The 24182-nt window shown below is 37.9% G+C and carries 18 protein-coding genes; 17 read left to right on the forward strand and 1 reads right to left on the reverse strand.

Annotated elements, in window-relative coordinates:
• Nucleotides 1-112: 112 nt before the first annotated feature.
• The 4 genes from GH754_RS10915 (at nt 113) to GH754_RS10930 (ending at nt 4507) form a co-directional block, all read left to right on the forward strand.
• Nucleotides 113-1063 carry an ABC transporter substrate-binding protein gene (locus tag GH754_RS10915; protein WP_153728738.1) on the forward strand — a complete coding sequence of 317 codons (951 nt, stop codon included), beginning with the start codon at nt 113-115 and terminating at the stop codon, nt 1061-1063.
• A gap of 155 nt (nt 1064-1218) precedes the next feature.
• Nucleotides 1219-2196 carry a FecCD family ABC transporter permease gene (locus GH754_RS10920; RefSeq protein WP_153728788.1) on the forward strand — a complete coding sequence of 326 codons (978 nt, stop codon included), beginning with the start codon at nt 1219-1221 and terminating at the stop codon, nt 2194-2196.
• A 1-nt stretch (nt 2197) separates the two neighbouring features.
• A complete protein-coding gene (locus GH754_RS10925) occupies nt 2198-3187 on the forward strand; it encodes a FecCD family ABC transporter permease (RefSeq protein WP_153728739.1) in 990 nt (329 codons plus the stop codon).
• A 123-nt stretch (nt 3188-3310) separates the two neighbouring features.
• Nucleotides 3311-4507 carry a NupC/NupG family nucleoside CNT transporter gene (locus GH754_RS10930; protein WP_323741976.1) on the forward strand — a complete coding sequence of 399 codons (1197 nt, stop codon included), beginning with the start codon at nt 3311-3313 and terminating at the stop codon, nt 4505-4507.
• Between the two features lie 30 nt (nt 4508-4537).
• Here the strand turns inward: GH754_RS10930 and GH754_RS10935 are convergent, their stop codons facing one another.
• On the reverse strand, nt 4538-5899 hold the full coding sequence (locus GH754_RS10935; RefSeq protein WP_153728740.1) for an MATE family efflux transporter: 1362 nt from the start codon (nt 5897-5899) through the stop codon (nt 4538-4540).
• Nucleotides 5900-6022: 123 nt separating this feature from the next.
• Between GH754_RS10935 and GH754_RS10940 the strand changes: the two genes are divergently transcribed.
• From GH754_RS10940 to GH754_RS11000, 13 genes are all read left to right on the forward strand, one after another.
• A complete protein-coding gene (locus GH754_RS10940; RefSeq protein ID WP_153728741.1) occupies nt 6023-7090 on the forward strand; it encodes an undecaprenyldiphospho-muramoylpentapeptide beta-N-acetylglucosaminyltransferase in 1068 nt (355 codons plus the stop codon).
• Between the two features lie 448 nt (nt 7091-7538).
• Nucleotides 7539-7901 carry a hypothetical protein gene (locus GH754_RS10945; protein ID WP_153728742.1) on the forward strand — a complete coding sequence of 121 codons (363 nt, stop codon included), beginning with the start codon at nt 7539-7541 and terminating at the stop codon, nt 7899-7901.
• A gap of 104 nt (nt 7902-8005) precedes the next feature.
• Nucleotides 8006-8824 (forward strand): aldo/keto reductase, encoded by an 819-nt coding sequence (locus GH754_RS10950; RefSeq protein ID WP_153728743.1) that lies wholly within the window; start codon nt 8006-8008, stop codon nt 8822-8824.
• 484 nt (nt 8825-9308) lie between these two features.
• Nucleotides 9309-9683, forward strand: a complete 375-nt coding sequence (locus tag GH754_RS10955; RefSeq protein WP_153728744.1) for a DUF2294 domain-containing protein — start codon at nt 9309-9311, stop codon at nt 9681-9683.
• A 329-nt stretch (nt 9684-10012) separates the two neighbouring features.
• On the forward strand, nt 10013-11542 hold the full coding sequence (locus GH754_RS10960; RefSeq protein WP_153728745.1) for an NADH dehydrogenase subunit 5: 1530 nt from the start codon (nt 10013-10015) through the stop codon (nt 11540-11542).
• A 6-nt stretch (nt 11543-11548) separates the two neighbouring features.
• Nucleotides 11549-14173: a DUF2309 domain-containing protein gene (locus GH754_RS10965; RefSeq protein WP_153728746.1), complete on the forward strand. Its 2625-nt coding sequence runs from the start codon at nt 11549-11551 to the stop codon at nt 14171-14173.
• Between the two features lie 368 nt (nt 14174-14541).
• Nucleotides 14542-15561, forward strand: a complete 1020-nt coding sequence (locus GH754_RS10970; RefSeq protein ID WP_153728747.1) for a TIGR00341 family protein — start codon at nt 14542-14544, stop codon at nt 15559-15561.
• A 594-nt stretch (nt 15562-16155) separates the two neighbouring features.
• Entirely contained in the window at nt 16156-17898 is a 1743-nt protein-coding gene (locus GH754_RS10975) for an ABC transporter ATP-binding protein (RefSeq protein WP_153728748.1), read from the forward strand.
• Complete coding sequence (locus GH754_RS10980; protein WP_153728749.1) at nt 17898-19655, forward strand: ABC transporter ATP-binding protein; 1758 nt, start codon at nt 17898-17900, stop codon at nt 19653-19655. Before GH754_RS10975 ends, GH754_RS10980 begins: the two co-directional genes overlap by 1 nt.
• Before the next feature lie 25 nt (nt 19656-19680).
• Nucleotides 19681-20508 (forward strand): S1C family serine protease, encoded by an 828-nt coding sequence (locus tag GH754_RS10985; protein WP_153728750.1) that lies wholly within the window; start codon nt 19681-19683, stop codon nt 20506-20508.
• Between the two features lie 83 nt (nt 20509-20591).
• A complete protein-coding gene (gene sigI, locus GH754_RS10990; RefSeq protein WP_153728751.1) occupies nt 20592-21338 on the forward strand; it encodes an RNA polymerase sigma factor SigI in 747 nt (248 codons plus the stop codon).
• Nucleotides 21335-22384, forward strand: a complete 1050-nt coding sequence (locus GH754_RS10995; protein ID WP_153728752.1) for an anti-sigma factor domain-containing protein — start codon at nt 21335-21337, stop codon at nt 22382-22384. The genes sigI and GH754_RS10995 overlap by 4 nt, the downstream gene beginning before the upstream one ends.
• Nucleotides 22385-22516: 132 nt before the next feature.
• Entirely contained in the window at nt 22517-24076 is a 1560-nt protein-coding gene (locus tag GH754_RS11000) for a DUF6583 family protein (protein WP_153728753.1), read from the forward strand.
• Nucleotides 24077-24182: the final 106 nt, after the last annotated feature.

Below are 24182 nucleotides of genomic sequence, written 5' to 3' on the forward strand. Positions count from 1 at the left end.
TATACAAATAAAGATATGAAAACCACTAGACAAATTAATTGAAAATGATTATCATTAAAGCGTACTATTTGAGAATTATTTTCACTTATAGCAATGAAAGGGGAATTACATAATGAAGAAAAGCTTTTTTGTTCTAATTGGTATACTTATCTTTTTCTTGGCAGCCTGTGGAACAGAGAATGAAGGAACGAATGATAATGAAAATCAAGGAAGCGCAGAAAACAGTGATGATGCACGTGTAATTGAACATGAAATGGGTAGCACGAAAATTAAAGGACAGCCAGAAAATATTGTCGCCCTTGAATTCTCTTATGTGGACGCACTAGCTTCCCTTGGCATCTCTCCTGTAGGCATAGCTGATGACGATGACGAAAATCGAATTATTGCTCCTATAAAAGAAAAGATTGGCGATTATACATCAGTGGGAACACGTAAACAGCCTAGCTTAGAGGTGATTAGCTCCTTACAACCAGACTTAATCATTGCTGACCTACAGCGACACAAAGATATATATGACCAGTTAAGCGACATTGCACCTACAATTGTCCTTTCTTCACTGTCTGCAGATTATGAAGAAATTTTATCAAGCTTTGAAACTGTTTCCGAAGCAGTTGGGAAAAAAGAAGAAGGGCAAGAAATATTAAAGGAACATAAAAAACGAATGGAAGAACTCAGAGCTCAAGTTCCAGAAGATGAGACAAGGACGGTTATGCCTGCAGTGGTAACTGCTGATGCTGTTTATGCTCATAATTTTGAATCTTACACAGGATCTTTACTAGAATCTATTGGATTAAAGAATGCCATCCAAGATGGTGATGATCGTTATAATAAAATCAACCTTGAGCAAGTAGTTCAATTTAATCCTGATGTTATGTTTTTAATGGAATCCGGTGAACAGACTATTATTGACGATTGGGAAGATAAACCTCTTTGGCAAGAGGTTAATGCTAATCAAAACGATGCCCTTTATTCTGTCGATCGGAATATGTGGTCAAGATTTAGAGGATTAATTTCTTCTGAAAAAATACTAGAAAGTGCAATCAATCATCTATATAATCAATAGTGGTGAGGAGGTGGAGGATATTCTCCACCTTTTTTCACTTTAAGGATTCCGGGTTAAGTGTATTTTCGCCCTTTTAGGCGATTAGTTGCGTTTTCTAATTAAGGTGTGGTGGTATGAATAAGGATGGGATTCATCAACAAAAAAAGGATATAGGAATGTATCGGATATTCCTCACTTATTTTGTAGGTCTAATTTTATTGTTTTTTAGTTTCCTATTTAGTTTAAGTGTGGGGGCATATCAAATTGACTTTGTAACGGTTTTAGCTTCCTTATTCTCAAATCAAGAGACGAAAGAAGTTCTCATTATCCAAGATGTACGATTACCAAGAGCTATCATTGGAATCTTGATTGGGGCAAGTTTAGCGATAGCAGGAGCTTTAATGCAGGGCATTACAAGAAATCCACTGGCATCCCCGCAAATCTTTGGAGTGAATGCTGGGGCTTCATTAGTGTTAGTGATTATAGTAATTCTCTTTCCAATATTTTCACAAACAACAATGGTTTATTTTGCCTTTTTGGGTGCAGCTATCGGCGGATTGACGGTATATGCATTGGCATCACCAGGTGGTATGAACCCTGTAAAGTTGGCTTTAGCTGGGATCACTATGCATCTATTTTTAACATCGATTATAGAAGGTTTGATTATCTTTCATGAGGAATCTACGGAAGATGTTCTATTCTGGTTGGCAGGTGCCATTGACGGGACAGATTGGGGACATGTTGAGACCATTCTTCCCTGGTTAATCGCCGGTATGATATTAGCTCTCTTAATAGCCAAACCGTTAACCTTACTGTCACTTGGTGATGATGTAGCAAAGGGATTAGGTCAAAAGATTGGTTGGATACGTATTGCATCTGCAATGTTGGTCATTTTATTAGCTGGAGCATCTGTTGCAGTTGCTGGACCAATTGGATTTGTTGGATTAATCATCCCTCATATAGCTAGAAAGCTGGTAGGAGTGGATTATATACATGTCATTCCATGCTCTGCCTTATTAGGTGCAGTTCTCTTAGTTAGTGCAGATGTATTGTCCCGTTTCATCTCATTTCCATCTGAATCACCAGTCGGGATAGTGACAGCCTTAATTGGAGGACCATACTTCCTCTATCTTGCACGTAAGGGGGGGAAGTAAGATGAAAACAAGTGGGCCAAAATTTTGGTTGCCGTTATTAGGGATTATAACGATTCTTGTGGCAATCGTTGCATCTGGTATTGGAGCGGTATTTGTTTCCCCGATTCGAGTCATGTCAACTGTTTTGGGTTTGGATTCAGGAAATCATGTTTTTATTTTGGAAAATTATCGTTTTCCAAGAGTTGTGCTCGCATTGCTAGTAGGTGCAGGACTTGGGGTCTCAGGAGCTATTTTGCAAGGGGTGATTCGAAATCCTCTAGCCTCTCCTGATGTTATCGGGATTACAAAGGGAGCGGGTTTAGCTGCTGCAATGATCATTATTTTAATCCCAAACTCGCCTGTATTTGCTCTACCATTAGCGGCTTTTGTTGGGGCGGGAATGGTTACTTTGTTTCTGTATATATTTGCGTACAAGCAAGGTGTGAACCCATCAACATTGGCTTTGGTAGGGATTGCAATTGGTGCTGTTTGTCAGGCCGGTATTCAATTTTTAATGGTCAAGTTCCCTGTAGAGATTAATGCCGCTTTAGTTTGGCTAACAGGAAGCATATGGGGAAATGACTGGAATGATGTAGCTCTCTTGGCGCCATTCATAGTCATACTGGTTCCATTGAGCATAATGGTAGCGATAAAGCTTGATGTCTTATCTCTAGGGGATGAGGTAGCACAAGGTTTAGGGGAAAGCGTAAAACGGACCCGAATATTATTGTTATGTCTATCGGTTGCCTTAGCAGGTGCCAGTGTAGCAGTGGTTGGATCTTTAGGTTTTATCGGATTAATCGCTCCTCATATTGCACGTCAACTGGTCGGTAATCGAAGCAAAATTTTACTTCCGGCATCCGCATTAACTGGTATGATTATCGTCTTATTGGCTGATGCTTTAGGACGAGGTGTAGCACCACCTGTAGAAGTTCCAGCAGGGATTTTCACAGCCGTTATAGGTGCGCCTTATTTTCTATATTTACTAAGACGAATTAAAGTAAAAGGTTAAAAAACGAGGAGACAACACCCCTCGTTTTTGTGTTGGTAAAGAAAAAAATTTCATTATATGTTGGATGAAAGCTCAAAAAACCACAAACAATAACAACAGTATGTTTAAGGAGGCATGTGAAAGGTGGATATTTTATTAGGACTTTTAGCCATTGTTATAGTACTAGCTATTGCTTATTTAATGTCAAACGACAGGAATATAATTAATTATAAGGGCATTATTATTATGTTAATCGCCCAGTTTTTAATAACACTATTTTTATTTAGCACGGAAATTGGACGAATTATTATTGACAAAATTTCTGCAGGCTTTAATAAACTTATTGAGTTTGGAATGGATGGAGTAGAATTTATTTTAGGTGGGGTTGAAGGTTGGTCAGGTACATTCTTCTTTAATGTACTGTTAATTATTATCTTTTTCTCCACATTATTGGCCGTTCTAACACATTTGAAAATTTTACCTTTTATTATTAAATATATTGGATGGGTTTTATCGAAGGTTACGGGACTACCGAGAGTCGAGTCCTTTAACGCGGTAAACAGTATCTTTTTTGGTCAGTCAGAAGCGCTTTTGGCTATTAAATCACAGTTTCACTACTTAGATCGAAACCGTCTATATATTGTAAGTGCGTCTGCAATGGGATCTGTATCTGCATCAATTGTTGGGGCATATATGCAAATGATTCCTCCAGAATATGTACTGGTTGCACTACCATTGAATATGTTTAGTGCGCTGATAATCGCATCTATTATAGCTCCTGTAAAAGTGGAGAAGGATGAGGATATCGTTGATGTAAAAAACGTTTCTGAAGCCAAAAGCTTTTTTGAAGCCATGGGTAATGGAGCCTTAGATGGTGGAAGAATTGCATTAATTGTTGCGGCTATGCTAGTAGCGTTTATTGCCGCATTGAACTTTGTAAACTGGTTGATCCAGTTCGTGTTTGCCGGAATTACGCTACAAGAGATTTTAGGTTATATTATTGCTCCAATCGGGATGCTAATGGGAATTGCACCTGGTGAAGTAATTGATGCGGGTAGTATTATGGGAACGAAAATTGTGACAAACGAATTTGTTGCTATGCTTGAATTTGAACCTATGATGGAGCATATGAGTGAGAAAACGGTCGGAATTGTTTCTGTATTTTTAACTAGCTTTGCGAACTTCTCCTCAATTGGGATTATTGCTGGTACAGTTCAAGGTATCGATGCTAAAAAAGCTGGAGATGTATCAAAGTTCGGTATGAAATTATTAATCGGTGCTACATTAGCATCTATTCTATCAGCTACGATTACTGGTTTGGTAATTGAAATAATGCCATAATGCTTTATAGTCATAAAAAAGTCTGGTCCTCTAACTTGAGGTAACCAGACTTTTATGTTTTTTCTGGATAAATATAAGTCGTAATCCCAACGTCAGGGCGCCTGCTGAAAGTCCGGCGATTAAACCAATCCAATAACCAAATGGGCCAAAATCAGTGTAGTTAGCCAGAACAATTCCTAGAGGGAGTCCGATGACCCAATAGGAGATAAACGCCATTATGGACGTTACATTGACATCCTTATAGCCCCTTAAGATGCCCTGTATTGGTGCTTGAATTGCATCTGATAGCTGAAAAAAGACAGCATATAACAGAAAATGTGGGATTAATTGTATCACTTCTGTTTCTTCAGAATATAACCTGGCAATTCCACCATCAAATACCACCATAATTGCTCCACCTATAACGGCTAGACTGATTGCTGTTACAATTCCAATCACACTATATTGCTTTGCATCTTGATAACGCCCGCCACCAATCTCAAAGGCTACCGCTATGGTTAATGCCATGGCAATGCTTAATGGGGCCATATATAAGAGAGATTGAAAATTCATCGCGGCCTGGTGTGCAGCGATTGTAGCCGTGTCATATTTACTCAAAAATAGTGTTACAGCTGCAAAAATACTGGTTTCAAAAAAGATGGCAAAACCAATGGGGATTCCAATCCTTAATTGTTCCCACCAGGAATGAATGGATGGCCGTTTCCACTTCTTAAAAATATGAAATGTTGTAAATGGTGTCATTTTTAATAACACGATGATTGATACGAGTAAACAAACAAAATAGGTCAAGGCTGACGCTACACCAGCACCAATTCCACCTAATGCTGGCATGCCAAACTTCCCAAAGATAAATAGATAATTTAAAATGGCATTAATAGGTAAGGATAGCAAAATAATAAACATGGAAATCCTAGTTTGACCTAAAGCATCAATAAAAGAGCGGATTAAATTAAAAACAAATAACGGAACAATCCCTAAGCCTAACGCTACTAAATAATACCTAGCAACATGCTCCACTTCCTTTGATAAATTCATAAGACCTAATATGGGATCTAGCACAAAAGCACCAACGATAAATACAAATACGGCCAGTGCAATAGCTAAATAAATCCCTTGCTTTACAGATTCTGACACATGACCACGTTGATTTGCCCCCATATGTTGGGCAACAATGGGTGAAATAGCTAATAATATACCATTAAGCCCTGTGAAAACAGGTAGCCATATGCTTGAACCTATTGCAACTCCGGCTAAATCTTTAGCCCCTGCCCGACCGGACATGACAGTATCAAAGAAGTTCATGGCATACATACCGATTTGGGTTACTAAAATAGGGAATAGAATGGTTAAAAATAAGCGGCTTTTTTCTGTTAATGTGTTTGTTGGATACATAAAGTACTTCCTTTTCTAAGTAATTTCTTTTACGATATAATGAGTTGTTATTTCAAAGGAATCAGTGATTATTTATATACTTTACTTTCATCATAGAAAGATTAGAAAGGACGACCAAAATACATGAGAAAGAAAACAATAGTATTTACTGGCGGAGGTACAGCAGGGCATGTAGTTGTAAACCTAGCCTTAATACCAGAGTTTATCAAAGAAAATTGGGAGATTCACTATATTGGTTCACATAAAGGGATTGAGCGTGAATTAATCGAGCCTCTTGAAAATGTCACCTATCATAGTATTTCAACAGGTAAACTCCGCCGTTACTTCGATAAAGAAAATTTTAAGGACCCATTTCGTGTCCTAAAAGGAACTTGGCAATCCCTAAGGTTGCTATCTAAAATCAAGCCACGTGTTATATTTTCAAAAGGGGGCTTTGTAGCTGTACCTGTTGTGACGGCAGCGAAGCTTAAGGGCATTCCGGCCATCGTTCATGAATCTGATTATACACCAGGTCTTGCTAATAAACTTGCTTTTCCTTTTGCACGTAAAGTGCTAGCTACTTTTCCGGAAACCATGAACTACCTCCCTGAAAAGAAAGCAGAATGGATTGGCGCTATAATTCGAGATGAGCTTTTCCAGGGCAGTAAACAAGCAGGACTAAATCGCTGTGATTTTGTGAGCGATAAGCCCACTATTTTGATTATGGGTGGAAGTTCTGGTTCCCAAAAATTGAATGAGATCATCCGCGGGAATTTAAATCGATTATTAGAAAAATACCAAATCATTCATATTTGCGGAAAAGGAAAAGTTGATCCCTCTATTCATAAGTATGGTTATAAACAATTTGAATATGTTCAGGATGAATTAAAGGACCTACTTGCAGCAACTGATTTTGTTGTCTCACGGGCGGGATCCAATTCCATTTATGAATTTTTAGCCTTACACAAGCCTATGCTTCTCATTCCATTGTCCAGACAGGCAAGTAGGGGAGATCAAATTCTGAATGCCAACTCTTTTGAAAAACAGGGCTTTGCTCATGTGATTGAAGAAGAGGAACTAAACGAAGAGCGTTTCCTTAATGAGCTGAATAAGCTGTGGAATGAAAGAGATCAGATATTAGATCGTATGAAATCCTACAAGAGTGAAACTGCAAAGGATGATGTGGTTCAAATGCTTAAGGAAATTAAATGACGCTTTTCCTCACCACGCTTCCTCCCATAGGAGTCTCCGTATTCTGCCTCCACTATAGGAGTGTTCTGATGAATGCGTGGCTAAAGCTTTTGATTGCCAATAGTTTACCTCTAAATCGACGAATGAGGCGCCGTTTTTTAGCGGAGGAAATACACGGAGACTCCTGTGGGAGCAAAGAGATAGGTGAGCCCCCGCAGCGTTAGAGAGGAGGCTCACCGATCGCCCGCGGCAAAGAAGACACTATGAAAACGACCAAAGGGAGTTTGAGTAGATGTCGCACTTGTGCCCTTGGGTGAAAGCGAAGTGTATTTCCAGAGCGATGGTTGTGCACTCATCTTATCGATCATTGGAAAATACGCTAGAGTTACGTCGCATCTTACATCTACTGCGAAGTTAACAATACAACAATTTTTCCAATAACAGCTTTAAATAAAAAGGGGGAGTCTACTTGAGTCATAAAGTCTGCAATATTTGTGGGAAGGCGATACGGGATCGTGATGAGCTTTTAACTGCATCGAAATGGTTTCGAATTAAATCCTTTCATGTCGAGTGTTTTGAGGAAATGGAAAAGGAAGAAACAGTAGCACGAAATATGTGGATTCCAGTAAACGGTACGTCCGGAAATATATCTTTCATCCTGATGCTGGCCCTTGCAACATGGATGTTATTCACCGAAACGCTTGGGTATCTAGGAGATTTAATTGGTATCATAGCATTATATCCAATTATATTACGAGTGATTTCCTTCCTGTTTATTGAATACAAGCTACCTAAGTTCATAGCCGATAAAAAACCTTTGAATCGAGAATAGCTAGCAAGACTCTTCAGAACATCGCTGGAGAGTCTTCTTATTTGCCATTCATAAATTAAAATATTATCATCAAAATATACTCAAGTTGAAAGGAGTCGTTTTAATTGAGTCTTACTACAACCTTAACCTTACATAATGGTGTCAAAATTCCAAAAGTAGGCTTAGGAGTCTACAAAGTAGAAAAGGGGACCGAAGCAGTAGACACAGTCAAGTCAGCCCTTGATATAGGCTACAGAAGTATTGATACGGCAGCTTTTTATGATAACGAAAAAGAAGTAGGCCAAGCCATTCGTGAAAGTGGTGTTAAACGCGAGGATATTTTTGTAACTACAAAGGTCTGGAATACAGACCAAGGATATGAAAATACATTGAATGCCTTTGAGGAAAGCTTTCAAAAACTAGGATTAGATTACATTGATCTCTATTTGGTGCATTGGCCTGTAACCGGTAAATATAAGGATACATGGCGTGCTCTTGAAGAATTATATGATCAAGGAAAGGTTCGCGCTATTGGCGTGAGTAATTTCCATATTCACCATTTAGAAGAACTCATGAAGGATGCTAAAATTAAGCCGATGGTGAACCAGGTTGAATTTCATCCCCAGCTTTTCCAAAAGGAACTTCTTGACTATTGTAAGTCCAATGATATTCGATTAGAGGCTTGGGGGCCACTAGGGAGAAGCCGTTATTTAGATGATCCCGTTTTAGAAGAATTGGCGAAAAAGTACAATAAGACACCAGCTCAAATTATTATCCGTTGGGATTATCAGCATGACATTATCACCATTCCAAAATCGACAAAGTCTCACCGCCAAAAGGAAAACGCAGATATCTTTGATTTTGAGTTAACAGAAAAGGATATGAATAAAATCGATGAACTAAACCGAGATTATCGTACAGGACCACATCCGGATGATTTTTAATCGTAGTAAAAAGACAACATTCACATAGGGAACGATGTCTTTTCTTCATTTTTAATGTAATTTATTAATAAGGTTATCGATTCATGTAGAAATTTCCCGGGAAATTTCTACATGAATCCCGCTAATAATCGTTTACAAATAAGGTATCTGACCTAATACAATTCCATGAATTTTATATTTGTAATTGGCAATAAAATTAAATGTTATTACCGTTGAGATATATTTTTGTCTATTCTATTGATTATTGATCTGGATTCACATTGACATATATATCTTTTCAATTTAAAATTAAATAAAGATGAGTCCGAAAATATATAATATTAACCATTTCATTAGGAACTTTAGTGTACAGTGAATTGAAAGGTTGACTGTACAAAAAAGTCCCTTTAGATGTTTTGGTTAAGATTATGATATGTCGGATATACTTTATCTCCTTGTCAAAAGATAAAGTATATCCTTGTTTTATTTAGGGGGAGAAGGTTATATGGATTTTTCTAAAAAGACAAAAGGGGCATTGGAAGCGGAAATAAGCCAAAAGTTAACACAATGGGAAAAAGACTTTCTTGGACGTGGATCTGTCTCTGTTAAAACTGATATTCTTAGAGATATGATTATAGTTACTTTACAAGGTATTTTAACCCCAGCTGAATATAGGGTTTGTAAGACAAGTGATGGAGCAATCTCTATCAAAAATACTCGTTCAAATTTAGTTGAATCAGGTCGAACAGATCTTGGCCAATTAATAAGGGAACTAACTGGGGAAGAAGTGATAACCTTCCACACAGATATAAGTACAAAAACGGGTGAACGTCTTATGGTGTTTAAATTGTCAAGTAATCTGCAAAAAAAGATGAAATAGAAAAATTTAGTTGATATAATATAAGCGGGAGACCTTTCCAACCATAAAAATGAGTGGGAGGTAAAACGGTATATTTATTGGATTTGATTAAAAGGAATAGGATTTTTTCTTTAGAATGCTAAATATAATAAACCTAAAAAAGGGAGCTCTTCAAAAAACTTTGCTGAGTTAGTTGAAGTGAAACCGACAATTTTCAAGGTTCAATGAATTGAAATCATCATTGAACCTTGAAGTTGTCGGTTTTTTTATTGTATAAACATAATTCTATTTTAAAAGATATAGAAAATCATTCCCAATAATTTTTTTATACTATGAGGGGAGAATATTTTATGTTAGTTTCGCTGAGTTCAACAATGTTGTTAACATTATTCTTTATTATGCTAATTGCTTCAGGGCTAAGTGGAATATTACTGTTACATCCAAGAGTACCGTTGAGTTTTGTTCGTATCCATATAGGGATTAATGCTATACCGCCCTTGATTTCCTTATTAGCTCTTGTTAATACCAATGTGAATTATGATACTATTGGTCCTTGGTTTTTAGATTCATTAGCTTGGTTAGTAGTCTTCTTTGTTCTTACTATTGGTTTAATCATTCAACGTTTTTCTATACGTTATTTTATGGGGGACTACTCTTATCGAAAGTATTTTGCATATTTTACTTTCACTACAGGTGCTGCTTCAATTACATGGTTATGTGGTGATCTCCGCTTTTTGGTTTTATTTTGGGGAGTGACTTTAGTCGGATTGACCATCCTTATAGGGTTAAACCGAAGATGGCAAGTGGTTAGTGAAGCGGCAAGAGTTTCTAAGCGTTTTTTTATGCTAAGTTGGCTTTCATTGTTATTCGCAGCTATTTGGCTTTTTCAAGCTACAGGCCAATGGCAATTTTCATTAGCTTTAACAAATGAAAATTTAGCACAGCTTGGAACATGGGAGAGAACTGGTATTAGTTTATTGATTGTATTAACAGTAATTATACCTGCAGCTCAATGGCCTTTTCAAAGATGGTTAATTGAATCTGTAGCTGCTCCAACTCCTGTTTCTGCTATTATGCACGCAGGTCTAGTGAATGCTGGTGGAATAATACTAACTCGATTTTCGCCTTTGTTTAACGGTGATATAGCTTCAATTATTTTAATTATTCTTGCAAGTATTTCCGTTTTGTTAGGATCTGGAATTAATTTAGTACAGGTAGACTATAAACGACAGCTAGTAGGCTCCACGATGGGACAAATGGGATTTATGCTTATTCAATGTGCATTAGGTGCGTATGTAGCAGCTGTTATTCATCTTGTATTACATGGTTTGTTTAAGGCTACGCTGTTTTTACAGGCTGGCTCTGCAGTACGTCATATTGAATTATCCACTCACGTTAATGAAAGTTCATCCTATTTATGGATTATGGTAGGGCGAGCTTTAGGGTTAATTGTAGGTGTTTCTTTCTGGCTCATGGCTCCTGTTGCGGGATATCCATTGATTAGTGCATTAATCTTAGGATGGTCATTGTCCGTTTCTTGGACACAGCTCGTAGCTTTGGGAGAGGGGAGAATTGGTCGGATTGTTGGTTTATCAATTATAGGAGTTTTTGCTATCGTTTATTTTATTATTCATAACCTCTTTTATGAGTGGTTGCATATAAGCGTTAATCAAAGTGTTCAACTTCCAATATCAGTTGTCATCATTGTCGTAGGTCTCTTATTACTCGGTAGTGCTATTGGTACGTGGGGTGCTCGTAATCATTCATCCTCTATTTTCCCAGCACTTTATCTTTGGTTAGTACGATTAGGTGAAGCAAAACTAAAGTCAGTAGATAGCCATCCAAACTACCTTAAACACTTAATAAACACAAGGAGGTAATCAGTGATGAGCGGAACATCTGTATTAACGAAACAAAAAATAAATAAGAAAGATTCAGATATAAATCATAAGGAAATAGATATTGAAGTATTAACTAAATCAGCTAGCCGAGTAATTGCGCCACTTTGGTCTATTTCTACATTTGCTGCACGTAATCCTTGGATGGGACTCGAAAAGCATTCCTTTGACAGGGTAGCAGCTTGGTTGAAAAATAGTCGTAATGTTGATATATACCCTAGTGCATCTATGATCATTTCTGCAAAGAGCAATGGTGAGATAGATGAAACTTATATAAAAATGGGTCTGCAGCGTTGGATTGATTCACATTCCTTTAAAATACCGCGGGAAACATTAGAGCAATATTGTCATTCTGCACTAAAATTAGATTCATTACCTTCTTACCTATTATCATCACAAAAGCTTAAGGTATTGGCAGAAGAATTTAGTGGATTGAATACGGATAGTATCGATCATTCAATGCAACCAATAAGTTCTCGTATAGACATTGAAGGAGGTAAACGTTTAGTCGACCTTCTCGATTATCATATGATTATGTGGTGTAAATTGTATCTTGATGATTCACAGGCAGGCTGGAAAATGCCCAATCGTGAGGAAGGTTTTTATCGTGCATGGCAGCGTCTTATTCAATATGATCCAGCACTAAGTAAAAAACAGCGTAAACATCTAATAGGTTTTCCAAAAGAGGCAAAATTGGCTTTGAAAAAGGCTATATTCGCTCTAGAAATTCCTGAATCACAAATACAGGGTTACCTTGAAGGTCATTTGTTATCCTTACCAGGGTGGGCAGGGATGATGCTTTGGCGCTCCCGACAGTCTAGCCAAGAACAAGAACTCCTAACAGAATATTTAGCAGTACGAGTTTCCATGGAATATGCTCTCATTAAGCCGTACTTACCTTTACACAATCAACAATCTGAGAGTGAAGTTTCTGTTGTTCCTCTAATAGCATCATGGCTCCATTGGGGAGGGCTTTCCATTGAGGATTGGTCAAAGTTGTCTGTTGCTGAGCAAAACGAATATTTAACTTTTGCCTATCAATTTAATGATATGGTTCGTAGGAAAATTTGTCTAGAAGCATGGGAACAAACATATTCTGAACAATTATGTCAGAAAATAGGCGCTAAACAACGTGAGGCTGATGATAAAAAGTCTAAATTAGCACAATTTGTCTTCTGTATTGATGTACGATCAGAACCTTTTCGTCGCCAACTTGAAAAAGAAGGTCCGTTTGAAACGATTGGAATTGCCGGTTTCTTTGGGGTACCCATTGCAACTAGTGAACTTGGGAGTAATCACAGTCATCCTTCCTTGCCGGTTATATCAAAGCCTCAGCATATAATAAAAGAGTCCGTAAATGACTATGAACTCAAATCATACCAACAACGTAAGTCGGCAGTGAACTCCTTAACTTACACATTTAAAATGATGAAACAGAATGTACTTTCAAGCTTACTTTTACCTGAACTAAGTGGACCATGGCTTAGTCTACAAATGGTAGCACGTAGCTTTGTACCGAAAAAAGCAAATCGTTTTATACGTAACCTTCGTGAGACCTGGTTACGTAAACCTAATACAGCGCTCACCCTTAATCATGATAAAAACATAGAAGCAGAGTTACCTGTTGGTTTTTCTGCAGAAGAAAAAGTGAAATATGTACGTGAAGCTCTAAAGCTAATGGGATTAACAGAGAATTTTGCATCGTTAGTCGTTATATGCGGTCATGGAAGTCAAAGTACAAACAACCCTTATGCTTCAGCACTTGAATGTGGTGCCTGCGGTGGAGCATCAGGTGGTTTCAATGCAAGGGTTTTGGCTACTTTATGTAACCTTCCAGAGGTAAGGGCAGAACTGTCTTCTGAAGGGATTGAAATTCCCGAGAAAACCGTTTTCGTGGCCGCTGAGCATAAAACAACGGTAGATGAATTAGACTGGATTTATGTTCCAGAACTTTCGGAAACAGCTCAAGAAGCATTTAATTATATCCAAGCCATACTACCGAAAGTAAGTCAACGTGCAAATTCAAAGCGTCTAGCCCTATTACCTAATTTTAAATCGGTTTTTAAAGATCCCAATGCTGAGGCACACCGTTTTGCGGAAGATTGGAGTGAAATACGTCCTGAGTGGGGCTTAGCACGTAATGCTGCTTTTATAATCGGACAACGTGAACTAACTAAGGATTGTGACTTGGAAGGTAGGGTATTCCTTCATAATTATGATTGGAAGCAGGATGAAAGTGGAGAACTCCTAGCAAATATCATTGCAGGACCAGGTACAGTTAGTCAATGGATTAACCTGCAATATTACGCTTCAACGGTAGCGCCTCATTATTATGGTAGTGGGAATAAAGCAATGCAAACTGTTACTTCAGGCATCGGTGTAATGCAGGGGAATGCGAGTGACTTATTGACTGGATTACCTTGGCAATCCGTCATGGAATCAGACCATGAGGCTTTTCATTCTCCTCTTCGTTTGCTGATTGTCATCCAAGCACCTAGCAAATATGTAGAGCGGTTATTAAATAACGATTCCTCATTACGAGAAAAAGTTCAAAATAATTGGGTTCGTTTTGCAAGTGTTGAACCAGACGGACACTGGATAAACTGGAACTAAAATAAAAACTCCCAAAAACATTTTCATGAAAGAAAATATTCTATTTTCTTTCCTCATCAGGGGAATGTAATGTGAACTGTGTTAGTAAGAAATGCCTATTGATTCTTACTAACACAGTTTTTTTATGGTTTAGGACATTATAAAATTATGACAAGTTTGGTCTGATATTAAGCGAAGTCCTGGTTACTTCGTCATCTGTGAAAGTAGGTTTCTTCTACAAAATAATATCTGCGGTTAAATTCAAGTCTTTTGTGTCAAAGCATAAATGGCACCCCCAATTACGAATACTAATCATAAACAATCTCCTAAGCATGGGGATATAAGAAGGTCAAATCAGAATATAATAGTCAGAAAAGGAAGCCATTAATATGAAAATGCAGTTAATCGAAATATTTATTCCTATGAAGCATTTTGAAAAAACGAAAACAAAGCTTCAAGAATTCCCCCATCTTTCCTTTTCCACCTTTAAGGAAAGAGAGGACCTATATCTTGTGCGAATGGTCGTAGAGAGCAAAGATGTAGAAGATATACTAAATTATCTTGAGAGTGTATCAGCTGTGGCTGAAGGGTTTGAGACGATATTAATCCCAGTCCAGACATATATGTCCAGAGAAACCTTGCAGGAGAAGAACGAATCCAAAGAGGAGAAGGAGGAAGAAGAGCAATCAACTCTGATGAGGGCGAGTCGACAGGAGTTGATTCAAACCATTGACAAAAACAGTCATATTACCACTAATTATACACTTCTCATTATTTTGTCAGCGATTGTCGCCACTGTTGGATTCCTGAAGAATAGTGAGGCAGTCGTCATTGGAGCAATGGTTATTGCCCCGATGATTGGACCAATTATATCGATTGCCTTTTCGGCTATATTAGGAGACTATAAAAAGGTGGGACAATCCACACTCACTTTTTTATTTGGTTTTGTCATCGTTGTCGCTATTTCAATCCTGTTTAGCTACTTTTTTCGAATGGGGACTGAAAATGATCAGTTTATTGCCCGAACAGAGGTTACCATATCGGACTTTTTCTTAGCTTTAGCCTCTGGTGCAGCGGGTGCGCTTGCTACGTTGAATCGATTATCCGGGAATCTGGTAGGTGTAATGGTTGCAGTAGCCCTGCTTCCTCCAACCATTGCTGTTGGATTATCTATTGGACAAGCATTGTGGATTGACGCTTATGGATCCGCCCTGTTAATTACGGTGAACACTACTTGTATCCTGCTGTCCGCAATCACTATTTTTTCCATCAGCGGCATACGCCCTGTTCGTTGGCGTGAGGTTCAAAAAGCCAATGTGTCGAGAACCTTTTCGTTTATTTTTGTTGGAACCATTGTGGGCATTCTTGTTCTAGTTATTTTGATTGGACAGGGAGTTAAGTTCGAGTAAAAAATAATCATTAGGAAAAATTTTCTTAAAAACTATTGACGTAACTTTTTGAAAAATATATAATTTATGAGCATTGAAAAAATCGTAAATGAAAAGGAGGTCACGAACAATGATTAAAAATCGAGGAATTGATCAACAGCAACAACAGCAATATTCAGTATTATTAGTAAACAACTTCACATTTTTATCCGTGACCTCTTTGTCTCGTCATCGGTAAGGAACTCTTATGGTTTCATACTGTTGTCAGCAACATTTTTACCCAAATTAGTTTGTAAAGGTCACGGAACATATTCGTGACCTTTTTTTAATCCTTAAATAGCTTTAAGGATTAGTAGTATAAGAGAATTTTGTGTAGCAGCATTCACAAAACACAATTCTCCGTACGCATACGTCACGAACGTATGCGTTTTTTGTTTTTTTAGGGAAGGGAAGGTGTAGGTATGTTTAATTTTCGAGTTCATTTATTAATGAAACATGAAGGAGGAAGGTTTATGCTACAGCTATCAATTCAATGGTTAGGTAAAGAAAAGGATCGGATAGATGGTGGATAGCGAACGTTCAAACAGCAGCTAAAGAAATGGGAGGGGAAAAATAATGTTTAGTGTATTTAGGAAACTATCTTGGTATTTCAAAGAACAATGGCTAAGATATTTATTAGCTATTTTAGCCTTAACAATAGTCAATGTCATTGAACTATTTCCACCCAAGTTGGTGGGGATGGCCATTGATGAAATTCAATATCAAACCTTGACATCTGGTAGACTTACTGAGCTTTTGTTAATTTTTATTGGTCTTATTATATTAAGCTATGGATTGTCGTTTTTTTGGGATTATACCTTATTTGGGCGAGCTATTTTATTAGAGCGCAAGATGAGATCGATGTTAATGAGTCATTTTTTGAAAATGACTCCGCGCTTTTTTGGTCAATATCGCACAGGGGACCTAATGGCCCGCTCTACTAATGATTTAAAAGCCATTATGATGACATCAGGATTTGGAATTTTAACCTTAGTGGATGCGACGATTTTTATGGGATTTATCATCCTGATGATGATATTTACGATTAATGCGAAGCTAACTTTGGCGGCTTTAATTCCGCTGCCATTTATGGCCTATATCATTCATAAGTATGGAAAAAAGATTCATAACCGCTTTATGAGTGCACAGAATTCATTTAGTGAGTTAAATAACTATACGTTAGAATCCATACGTGGTGTTCGAGTGACAAGATCATTTGGACAGGAAAGACGGGATGAACAGCAGTTTGGAGATATGACGGAGGATGTTTATCAGAAAAATCTTGAGGTAGCAAAGGTAGATGCGTTTTTTGAGCCTACGATAAACGTTTTAGTTGGATTCTCCTATACGATTGGAATTGGTTATGGAGCACTGATGGTTTTTGATAATCAGATTTCCTTCGGGGACCTTGTCACCTTTAACGTGTACTTAGGGATGTTGATTTGGCCAATGATTGCCGTTGGAGAACTAATCAATGTCATGCAAAGAGGAAATGCATCCATTGACCGAGTAGAAGATATCTTTGCCAAAAAGCCTGATGTTAAGGATCCAGAGAATCCGAAGACAGTAGCTTTACCAGAGCTGATTCAATTCAAGCAGGTTTCCTTTCGTTATCCAGAAACAGAGGGACTGCAATTAAATCATATCAACTTGACCATCACTCGTGGAGAAACGATTGGCATTGTTGGTAAGACTGGAGCAGGAAAAACGACCTTACTCAAGCAATTATTGCGTCAATATGAGCCTCCTACAGGGGATGTCCTAATCAATGGAATTCCAATACAACAATTCACATTGGATCAGACAAGACAGTGGATGGGCTATGTACCACAGGATCATATTTTATTTTCTAAAACAGTAAGGGAAAACCTGTTGTACGGTTGTGGTCCGAAAGATGATGATGAGATTGAGAGTATACTAGAATCTGTTTCCTTAAAAGAGGATATCGACAATCTGCCAAATGGACTTGAAACCCTTGTTGGTGAAAGTGGAGTAACACTTTCTGGAGGACAAAAACAACGTGTTTCCTTAGCAAGAGCTTTACTGATGAATCCAGAAATTTTAATGCTTGATGACTCTTTATCAGCCGTAGATGGGAAAACAGAAGCCAACATTATTTCACATTTAAAGCGTGAGCGAAACGAGAAGACCACCTTCATTTCTGCTCACCGATTATCGGCTGTTAAGCATGCGGATCAAATTATCGTCTTAGAGAATGGCAGGATTGTGGAAAGAGGTACCCATGATGAATTAATCAGTCATGGTGGTTGGTATAAAACCCAATATACGATTCAACAAATGGAGGAGGTGGATAGCTAATGAAAGGGTCTACCGAAAAACGTTTATTTCAATATGCCATGAGTAGCAAAAAAACGATCTGGATTGGTATTGTGTGCTTAATTATATCTGTAGGGCTAGAGTTAACCGGACCGTTTATTGCCAAACTGGTTATCGACAACCACATTGTAGGAGTCACCAATCCGGATATGGAGCCGATTGCAAAGCTGTTAGGATTATATTTAGGATTACTATTCTTTGCGGCCTTCTTCCAATATTATAAGACATATTTGCTACAGTTATCTGCCAATCGAATCATCCAAAAAATGAGGAATGATGTGTTTGGACATATTCAAGAACTTCCCATGCAGCATTTTGTCGACAGGCCTGCAGGTAAAATCGTAGCGAGAGTCACCAATGATACAGAGGCCATTAAAGAATTATATATGAAGGTCCTTGAAACCTTCGTCGATGGATTTGTTTATATGGCTGGTATTTTTATTGCCCTATTTTTATTGGATGTAAGACTGGCGATGATTTGTTTAGTCTTATTGCCTATTATGTATATTTGGATGCGACTTTTTAAAAACTATGCTGGAAAATATAACCGTGTCATTCGCTCAACCGTGAGTGAAATTAACGCCAATATCAATGAATCCATTCAAGGTATGCCTATTATTCAAGCCTTCCGTCGTACTAAGATGGCTAAGGATGAATTTGAAACTTTAAATGAGCGTCATTATGACTATCAGATCAGAATGAACACCTTAACCGCTCTCACGTCATTTAACCTTGTAAAAATTTTGAGAGGGCTAGCATTTTTAAGTGTTATCTGGTATTTCGGCAGTCAATCCATTTCAGGGACTACCATCGTCACTGCTGGTGTATTATATGCCTTTGTGGATTATTTAACGAGGTTATTTGAGCCTGTCAATCAGATTGTGAGCCAATTTCCACAGCTTGAGCAGGCGCGAGTTGCTGGAGCGAGGGTTTTTGAATTGCTTGATGTCCCAGGTGAGGCGGTCAACGATCAACTGATGGAACGCTATCAAGGAGATGTGCGGTTTAAAAATGTTTCCTTCGCTTATGACGATAAGGAATACGTAATTCGTAATGTTAGCTTTCATGTGAGACCAGGGGAAACAGCGGCCTTCGTAGGGCACACTGGTTCAGGAAAGAGTTCCATAATGAATTTATTGTTTCGGTTTTATGATCCACAAAAAGGGCGGATGGAGATTGACGGCATGAATACCATGGAATTATCCAGACAGCAAGTTCGTAGCTCAATTGGTATTGTTCTGCAGGATCCCTTTATTTTTACAGGAACCATTTTATCTAACATTACGCTCAATGATCCATCTATTAGTCGGGAAAAGGCGATTGATTCGCTCAAGGCAGTAGGTGCTGATCAGTTTATTGAAAAATTACCAAATGGTTATGATGAACCCGTGAAGGAAAGCGGAAGTGAATTTTCAACAGGCCAACGACAGCTTATTTCCTTTGCTCGAGCCCTTGCCTTTGATCCGGCCATATTGATTTTAGATGAGGCAACAGCTAATATAGATACAGAAACAGAAGGATTAATACAAGAGGCGATGAATGTGGTGAAGAAAGGACGTACTACTTTAATCATTGCCCATCGTTTATCAACAATCCAGCAGGCTGACCAAATTTTTGTGCTAGAACGTGGTAAAATAATAGAAAGAGGTTCCCATGAGGAACTAATTAACCACGAGGGCAAATACTATCAAATGTATAGAATGCAGCAGGGGAAAATGCAATTGACATCCATATCGTAAGGCCGTGATAAAAAGGGGTAATCATATGAATGACGAAAAACAAAAGCCAGAAACAATAGATGAAGAGGATTTATATGAAGATCTTGAAGTTGAAGAGGTCTATGAAATATTACAGGAAGAAAGAAACAAGACTCGAATAAAGGAAAACCAAAAACAACAGCCAAAGCGTCCCTACCCTAAGTGGGCGTTTTGGCTTATTGCCATTTTTATGGTCATTAGTGTTATGCAGTTTTTACCAAAAACTTTTTCCCTCCCTATCATTGACTTTCTACAAACTTCTGCTAAATTATCTACATTAGATGAAATAGATTATTATCAGGAATCCGTTGTTGTTGTAGAAACTGGGGAAGGCAAAGGAACAGGCTTTGCCATTTCATCTGATGGCTACATTTTAACGAATCATCATGTCATCGATGAAGGTCCTCATTTAAACGTAGGATTTCCTAATGGTGAACTATTTGAAGCCGAAATTGTCGGCGCATACCCCGAAATCGATCTCGCTCTTTTAAAGGTTGAGGGTGAGAATCTCCCGTATTTGACATTATCCTCTACAGCATCATTTGAGGAGAACGAACATATCTATTTTATTGGCAATCCATTAAACTTTAATGGTATTGCGAATGAAGGTGAAGTCATTGGACTAACGGAGACAAGTAGTATTGAAGGTTCAGCCATGATGCTACAAGCCCCTATTTATAAAGGAAATAGTGGGAGTCCAGTGATTAATATGGATGGTGAAGTGATTGGAATCGTGTTTGCCACGACGAACCGTGATGAACATGGAAAGATTGGACTGGCCATTCCCATTTCGAGCTTTTATGACAAAAATGGGTCAAGCCTGTTACCTAAATGAAATAAAAATGAAAAAAACCGTAATATGACACTCAGTAAAATGAGATTAAGTACGAATACTATAATGTTTGGAGGTGGAAAAGGTTGATTGGACGCCTACTTAAACGAAACAAGGGGGACTCAAACTCCTTGGAGGATCAGGTTCTTTCCGCCCAAAACGGTGATGAAAGAACAAGAAATGATCTACTGAAAAAGTATCAACCTTTTATCGCCAAAAATGTATCTGAAGTTTGTAAAAAATATATAGATCCCAAAACAGACGATGAGTTTAGTATTGGACTTATCGCGTTTGATCAGGCGATTAAGCAATATTCAGTTGATAAGGGGAACTCCTTTCTATCTTTTGCAAAGCTTGTAGTGAAGAGAAAGGTCATTGACTATTTACGTAGTGAACAAAGAAAGCAAGTGGATTTGTCCATTGATCAAGATCATGAAGATGAAGAGCAAATGGAAAATCTCTTAGAGGTGCAAGTAGCTAAAGATAAATTTCAGCAAGAAACCGAAACGTGGCAGAGAAGAGAAGAAATTTTGGAGTTTCAACGGCAATTGCAGGAATATCAAATTTCCTTTGAAGAATTGACCAAAATATCGCCTAAACATGTGGATGCAAGACAATCTGCCATACAGGTCGCCAAAATAATTTATCATGAAGAGCCATTGCGTAACTACGTAAAAGAGAAAAAGCGCTTGCCGATGAAGGATTTAGTAGATTACGTATCTGTTAGTCGCAAAACCTTAGAGCGTAATCGAAAATTTATTTTAGCCTTATTTGTGATTTTGTGTGGTGATTATATTTATTTGAAGGATTATTTGAGGGAGGTGGATCTGTGAAAAAAGGGATCGTGATGGAAAAGAACCGACAGCATGTGATTGTAATGGCGGCTGATGGGACCTTCCATAAAACAAGGTATAAAAATGATTGTCAAATTGGTGAAGAGATTGAATTTAAGGTGGCACGAATCAACTTTTTTGAGCAGATTTCCTCTTTATGGAATACCCGTGTTGTAACGTCGATTGCCCTTGTCCTATTACTCGTATTCACACCCATGTTGTTTTGGAACCAATCGAATGAAGCATATGCTTTTGTAAATGTTGATATCAATCCAAGTATTGAGCTTGCCATTAACGAAAAGCTCAATGTAACTGAGCTAACCCCTTTTAATGATGAAGCCCAGCAGGTGGTTGGGCAGCTCGGTGATTGGAAGAATAAATCGGTTGAAATTGTAACGATGATGATTGTACAACAAACAAAAGCATTTGGCTATATGGAATCAGATCAAGATGTCTTGATTGGGGTAAGTTATCTACAGAGTCTTGAAAAAAAGGAAGATATTTCAGAAAAAATTCTATCCTATATGAATCAGGAAAAGGATGACTCTGTTGAGGTAGTGACGTTCGAGGTACCTAAAGAGATCCATGACCAAGCGGAAAAAGAAAAAGTGTCTATGAATTATTTATACGCTCAAGAGGTAGCTAAAAAACAGGAAAACATTTCTTCAAACACAACGAACGTGAATGATAAAAGTAAAAATGATAAGGTACATCAAAAATTAATAGAGAAGTTTATCGAAAAGGATAAACCAGTTCCTCCCGGGATTAAGAAAAAAGTGAACGATGAGGAAAAGGAGGACGAAAGCATTCCTCCTGGTTTACAAAAAAAGGATGAATTGCCCTCTGGGTCATTTAAGGGTGCTAATGACACACCTCCAGGCCTTGAGGACAAAAAAACACCCCCGGGTCACCAAAAGAACGATAAGAAAACACCTCCTGGCTTAGAAAAGAAGAAAAATGGTAATGGCAACGGTAACCAGAAGGGGAATCATAAAGGCAATGGTGAAGAATTTACTCCACCTGGCCTGCAGAAAAAACTCCAATAGGGCAAAAGTCCTATCATATAGCTAAAACATCCCTATTATGATGTAAAGGGATGTTTTTTTTATTTTTTCCATTAACGAAAAGGGGAATGAGGTATATAATGGAAATTAGATTATAAAAAAGGGGAGTGCGAGATGAACCAGAAGTCAAACAAGAAAGGGTTAATCACCATAATTTCTATCATTCTAGTCATAGGAATTGGAGCGATAGGAGTATATGGATATAACCAATTAGTCAATAAAAACCCATTGGTTCAATATGTAACCGCAGAGAAAAATACATTTGAAGAAACATGGGCTTATTATGAGGATTATTATGGGGATTCAAAAACTATAAATGAAAAACTAATGAGCGATCCCTATGAAGCAACTTCAACGTTTTCGGTTAACACCGATTTACCCATGCAGCTGGCGCAAGCCGATCCAATGATAGGAATGATTCAAGGGGTCATTTCATCACTAGAAATAACAACGGATACGAAGGTAAACCCTTCTACAAAAGAAACGTATATTGGTGCAGATGTAGCCATGCAGGGAAATAGTTTATTAGATGGAAACATATATCAAAATGAAGAGAACACGGCTTTACAAGTCCCTGTTCTTTATGATGAGTACTTCGTTGTCAATAATAAAACATTTGGTGAGGACCTACGTCAAAAAGGAGCAACTGAGGTTCCTTTTGAAGAATTGCCTAATTTTGTAGACCAACAGCTATCTCCTGAGCAGCTTGAGGAAATGGCAAAGGATTATTTAAAAATCATTTCAGATCACCTAAGTGAGGATAAGGTAGAAGTGTCCGAAGGCGAAGAATATCAGGGCTCAACCTATACGAAGCTTTCAGTCCACTATACAGAAGAAGAGGTCCGGGATATTTTTAAAGAGATTTTAACAGAAATGAAAAATGATGAGCGTTTTACTGCGCAATTTGGAAGTGCAGAAATTCAAAAGGAAGAAATGGATGTATTGATTAATAATCTTGATCAACTCAATCTACCGAATGGCTTGGATTATGAGGCTTATATGACAAAGGACTACGTTGAACATCGTATTCTGAGCTTTGATGTAATGGATACTGCTTCCCAGGAAGAGGTTGCTATCACATTTAATATGGATACGGTTAACAAAGGTGATGACCAATATGAATTTAATTTCCAAGTTAAAGCTGTGCCTTCCTCAGAGGATGGGCAATTATTGGTTCAATATTCAGAGGATGGTTCACCAGATGGTGAGCAATACAAAGTCAATCATAACTTAAATGTTGCCTTTTCAGATAATCAAACGGAAGTGGACTTTGGAGTAGAGGCTGAAACAGTCCTCAAAGAAAATAACTCTGAGACTCACTTTAACCTTGTTGTTAACAAGCCTGAAGTTCAAGAAATTCCTGATGTTAGTGGCTCTTTAATCATGAATGTTTCTGATGAAGATGATAAAGCCCAAAGAGACTTTGAATTTGGCTTAGATGTAGCTATGGAAGACCCTAACATGGGGCCAATCACAGCTGGTGTTACCCTTACAGGTGAAACGGAATACACCTTTACAGATAATCCAGAATTCCCTACGATTGGGGAGAATGCTGTACATGTATTTGAGAAGTCTGATCAAGAATTACAGCAAATTCTGAAGGAAATTGAACAAAATGCAATGAATTATTATCAGTCCATGTTCGGTGCCCTAGGTGGAATGGGCGGATTCTAGAATTTTGGTAAAATAGATAAATAGACGTTTAAATATAAGGGAGCGGGTTGGGATGATCTGGACATTGTTGCGATATAAATGGAAAAGGATCATGAAACAACCTGCT

The sequence above is a fragment of the Salinibacillus xinjiangensis genome, from assembly GCF_009649735.1.
Lineage (GTDB): Bacteria > Bacillota > Bacilli > Bacillales > Alkalibacillaceae > Salinibacillus > Salinibacillus xinjiangensis.

Bases quoted from the DNA above. Each gene is read 5' to 3' on its own strand.
- GH754_RS10915 (WP_153728738.1), top strand. From the start codon at position 113: ATGAAGAAAAGCTTTTTTGTTCTAATTGGTATACTTATCTTTTTCTTG.
- GH754_RS10920 (WP_153728788.1), top strand. From the start codon at position 1,219: ATGTATCGGATATTCCTCACTTATTTTGTAGGTCTAATTTTATTGTTT.
- GH754_RS10925 (WP_153728739.1), top strand. From the start codon at position 2,198: ATGAAAACAAGTGGGCCAAAATTTTGGTTGCCGTTATTAGGGATTATA.
- GH754_RS10935 (WP_153728740.1), bottom strand. From the start codon at position 5,899: ATGTATCCAACAAACACATTAACAGAAAAAAGCCGCTTATTTTTAACC.
- GH754_RS10940 (WP_153728741.1), top strand. From the start codon at position 6,023: ATGAGAAAGAAAACAATAGTATTTACTGGCGGAGGTACAGCAGGGCAT.
- GH754_RS10955 (WP_153728744.1), top strand. From the start codon at position 9,309: ATGGATTTTTCTAAAAAGACAAAAGGGGCATTGGAAGCGGAAATAAGC.
- GH754_RS10960 (WP_153728745.1), top strand. From the start codon at position 10,013: ATGTTAGTTTCGCTGAGTTCAACAATGTTGTTAACATTATTCTTTATT.
- GH754_RS10965 (WP_153728746.1), top strand. From the start codon at position 11,549: ATGAGCGGAACATCTGTATTAACGAAACAAAAAATAAATAAGAAAGAT.
- GH754_RS10970 (WP_153728747.1), top strand. From the start codon at position 14,542: ATGAAAATGCAGTTAATCGAAATATTTATTCCTATGAAGCATTTTGAA.
- GH754_RS10975 (WP_153728748.1), top strand. From the start codon at position 16,156: ATGTTTAGTGTATTTAGGAAACTATCTTGGTATTTCAAAGAACAATGG.
- GH754_RS10980 (WP_153728749.1), top strand. From the start codon at position 17,898: ATGAAAGGGTCTACCGAAAAACGTTTATTTCAATATGCCATGAGTAGC.
- GH754_RS10985 (WP_153728750.1), top strand. From the start codon at position 19,681: ATGAATGACGAAAAACAAAAGCCAGAAACAATAGATGAAGAGGATTTA.
- GH754_RS11000 (WP_153728753.1), top strand. From the start codon at position 22,517: ATGAACCAGAAGTCAAACAAGAAAGGGTTAATCACCATAATTTCTATC.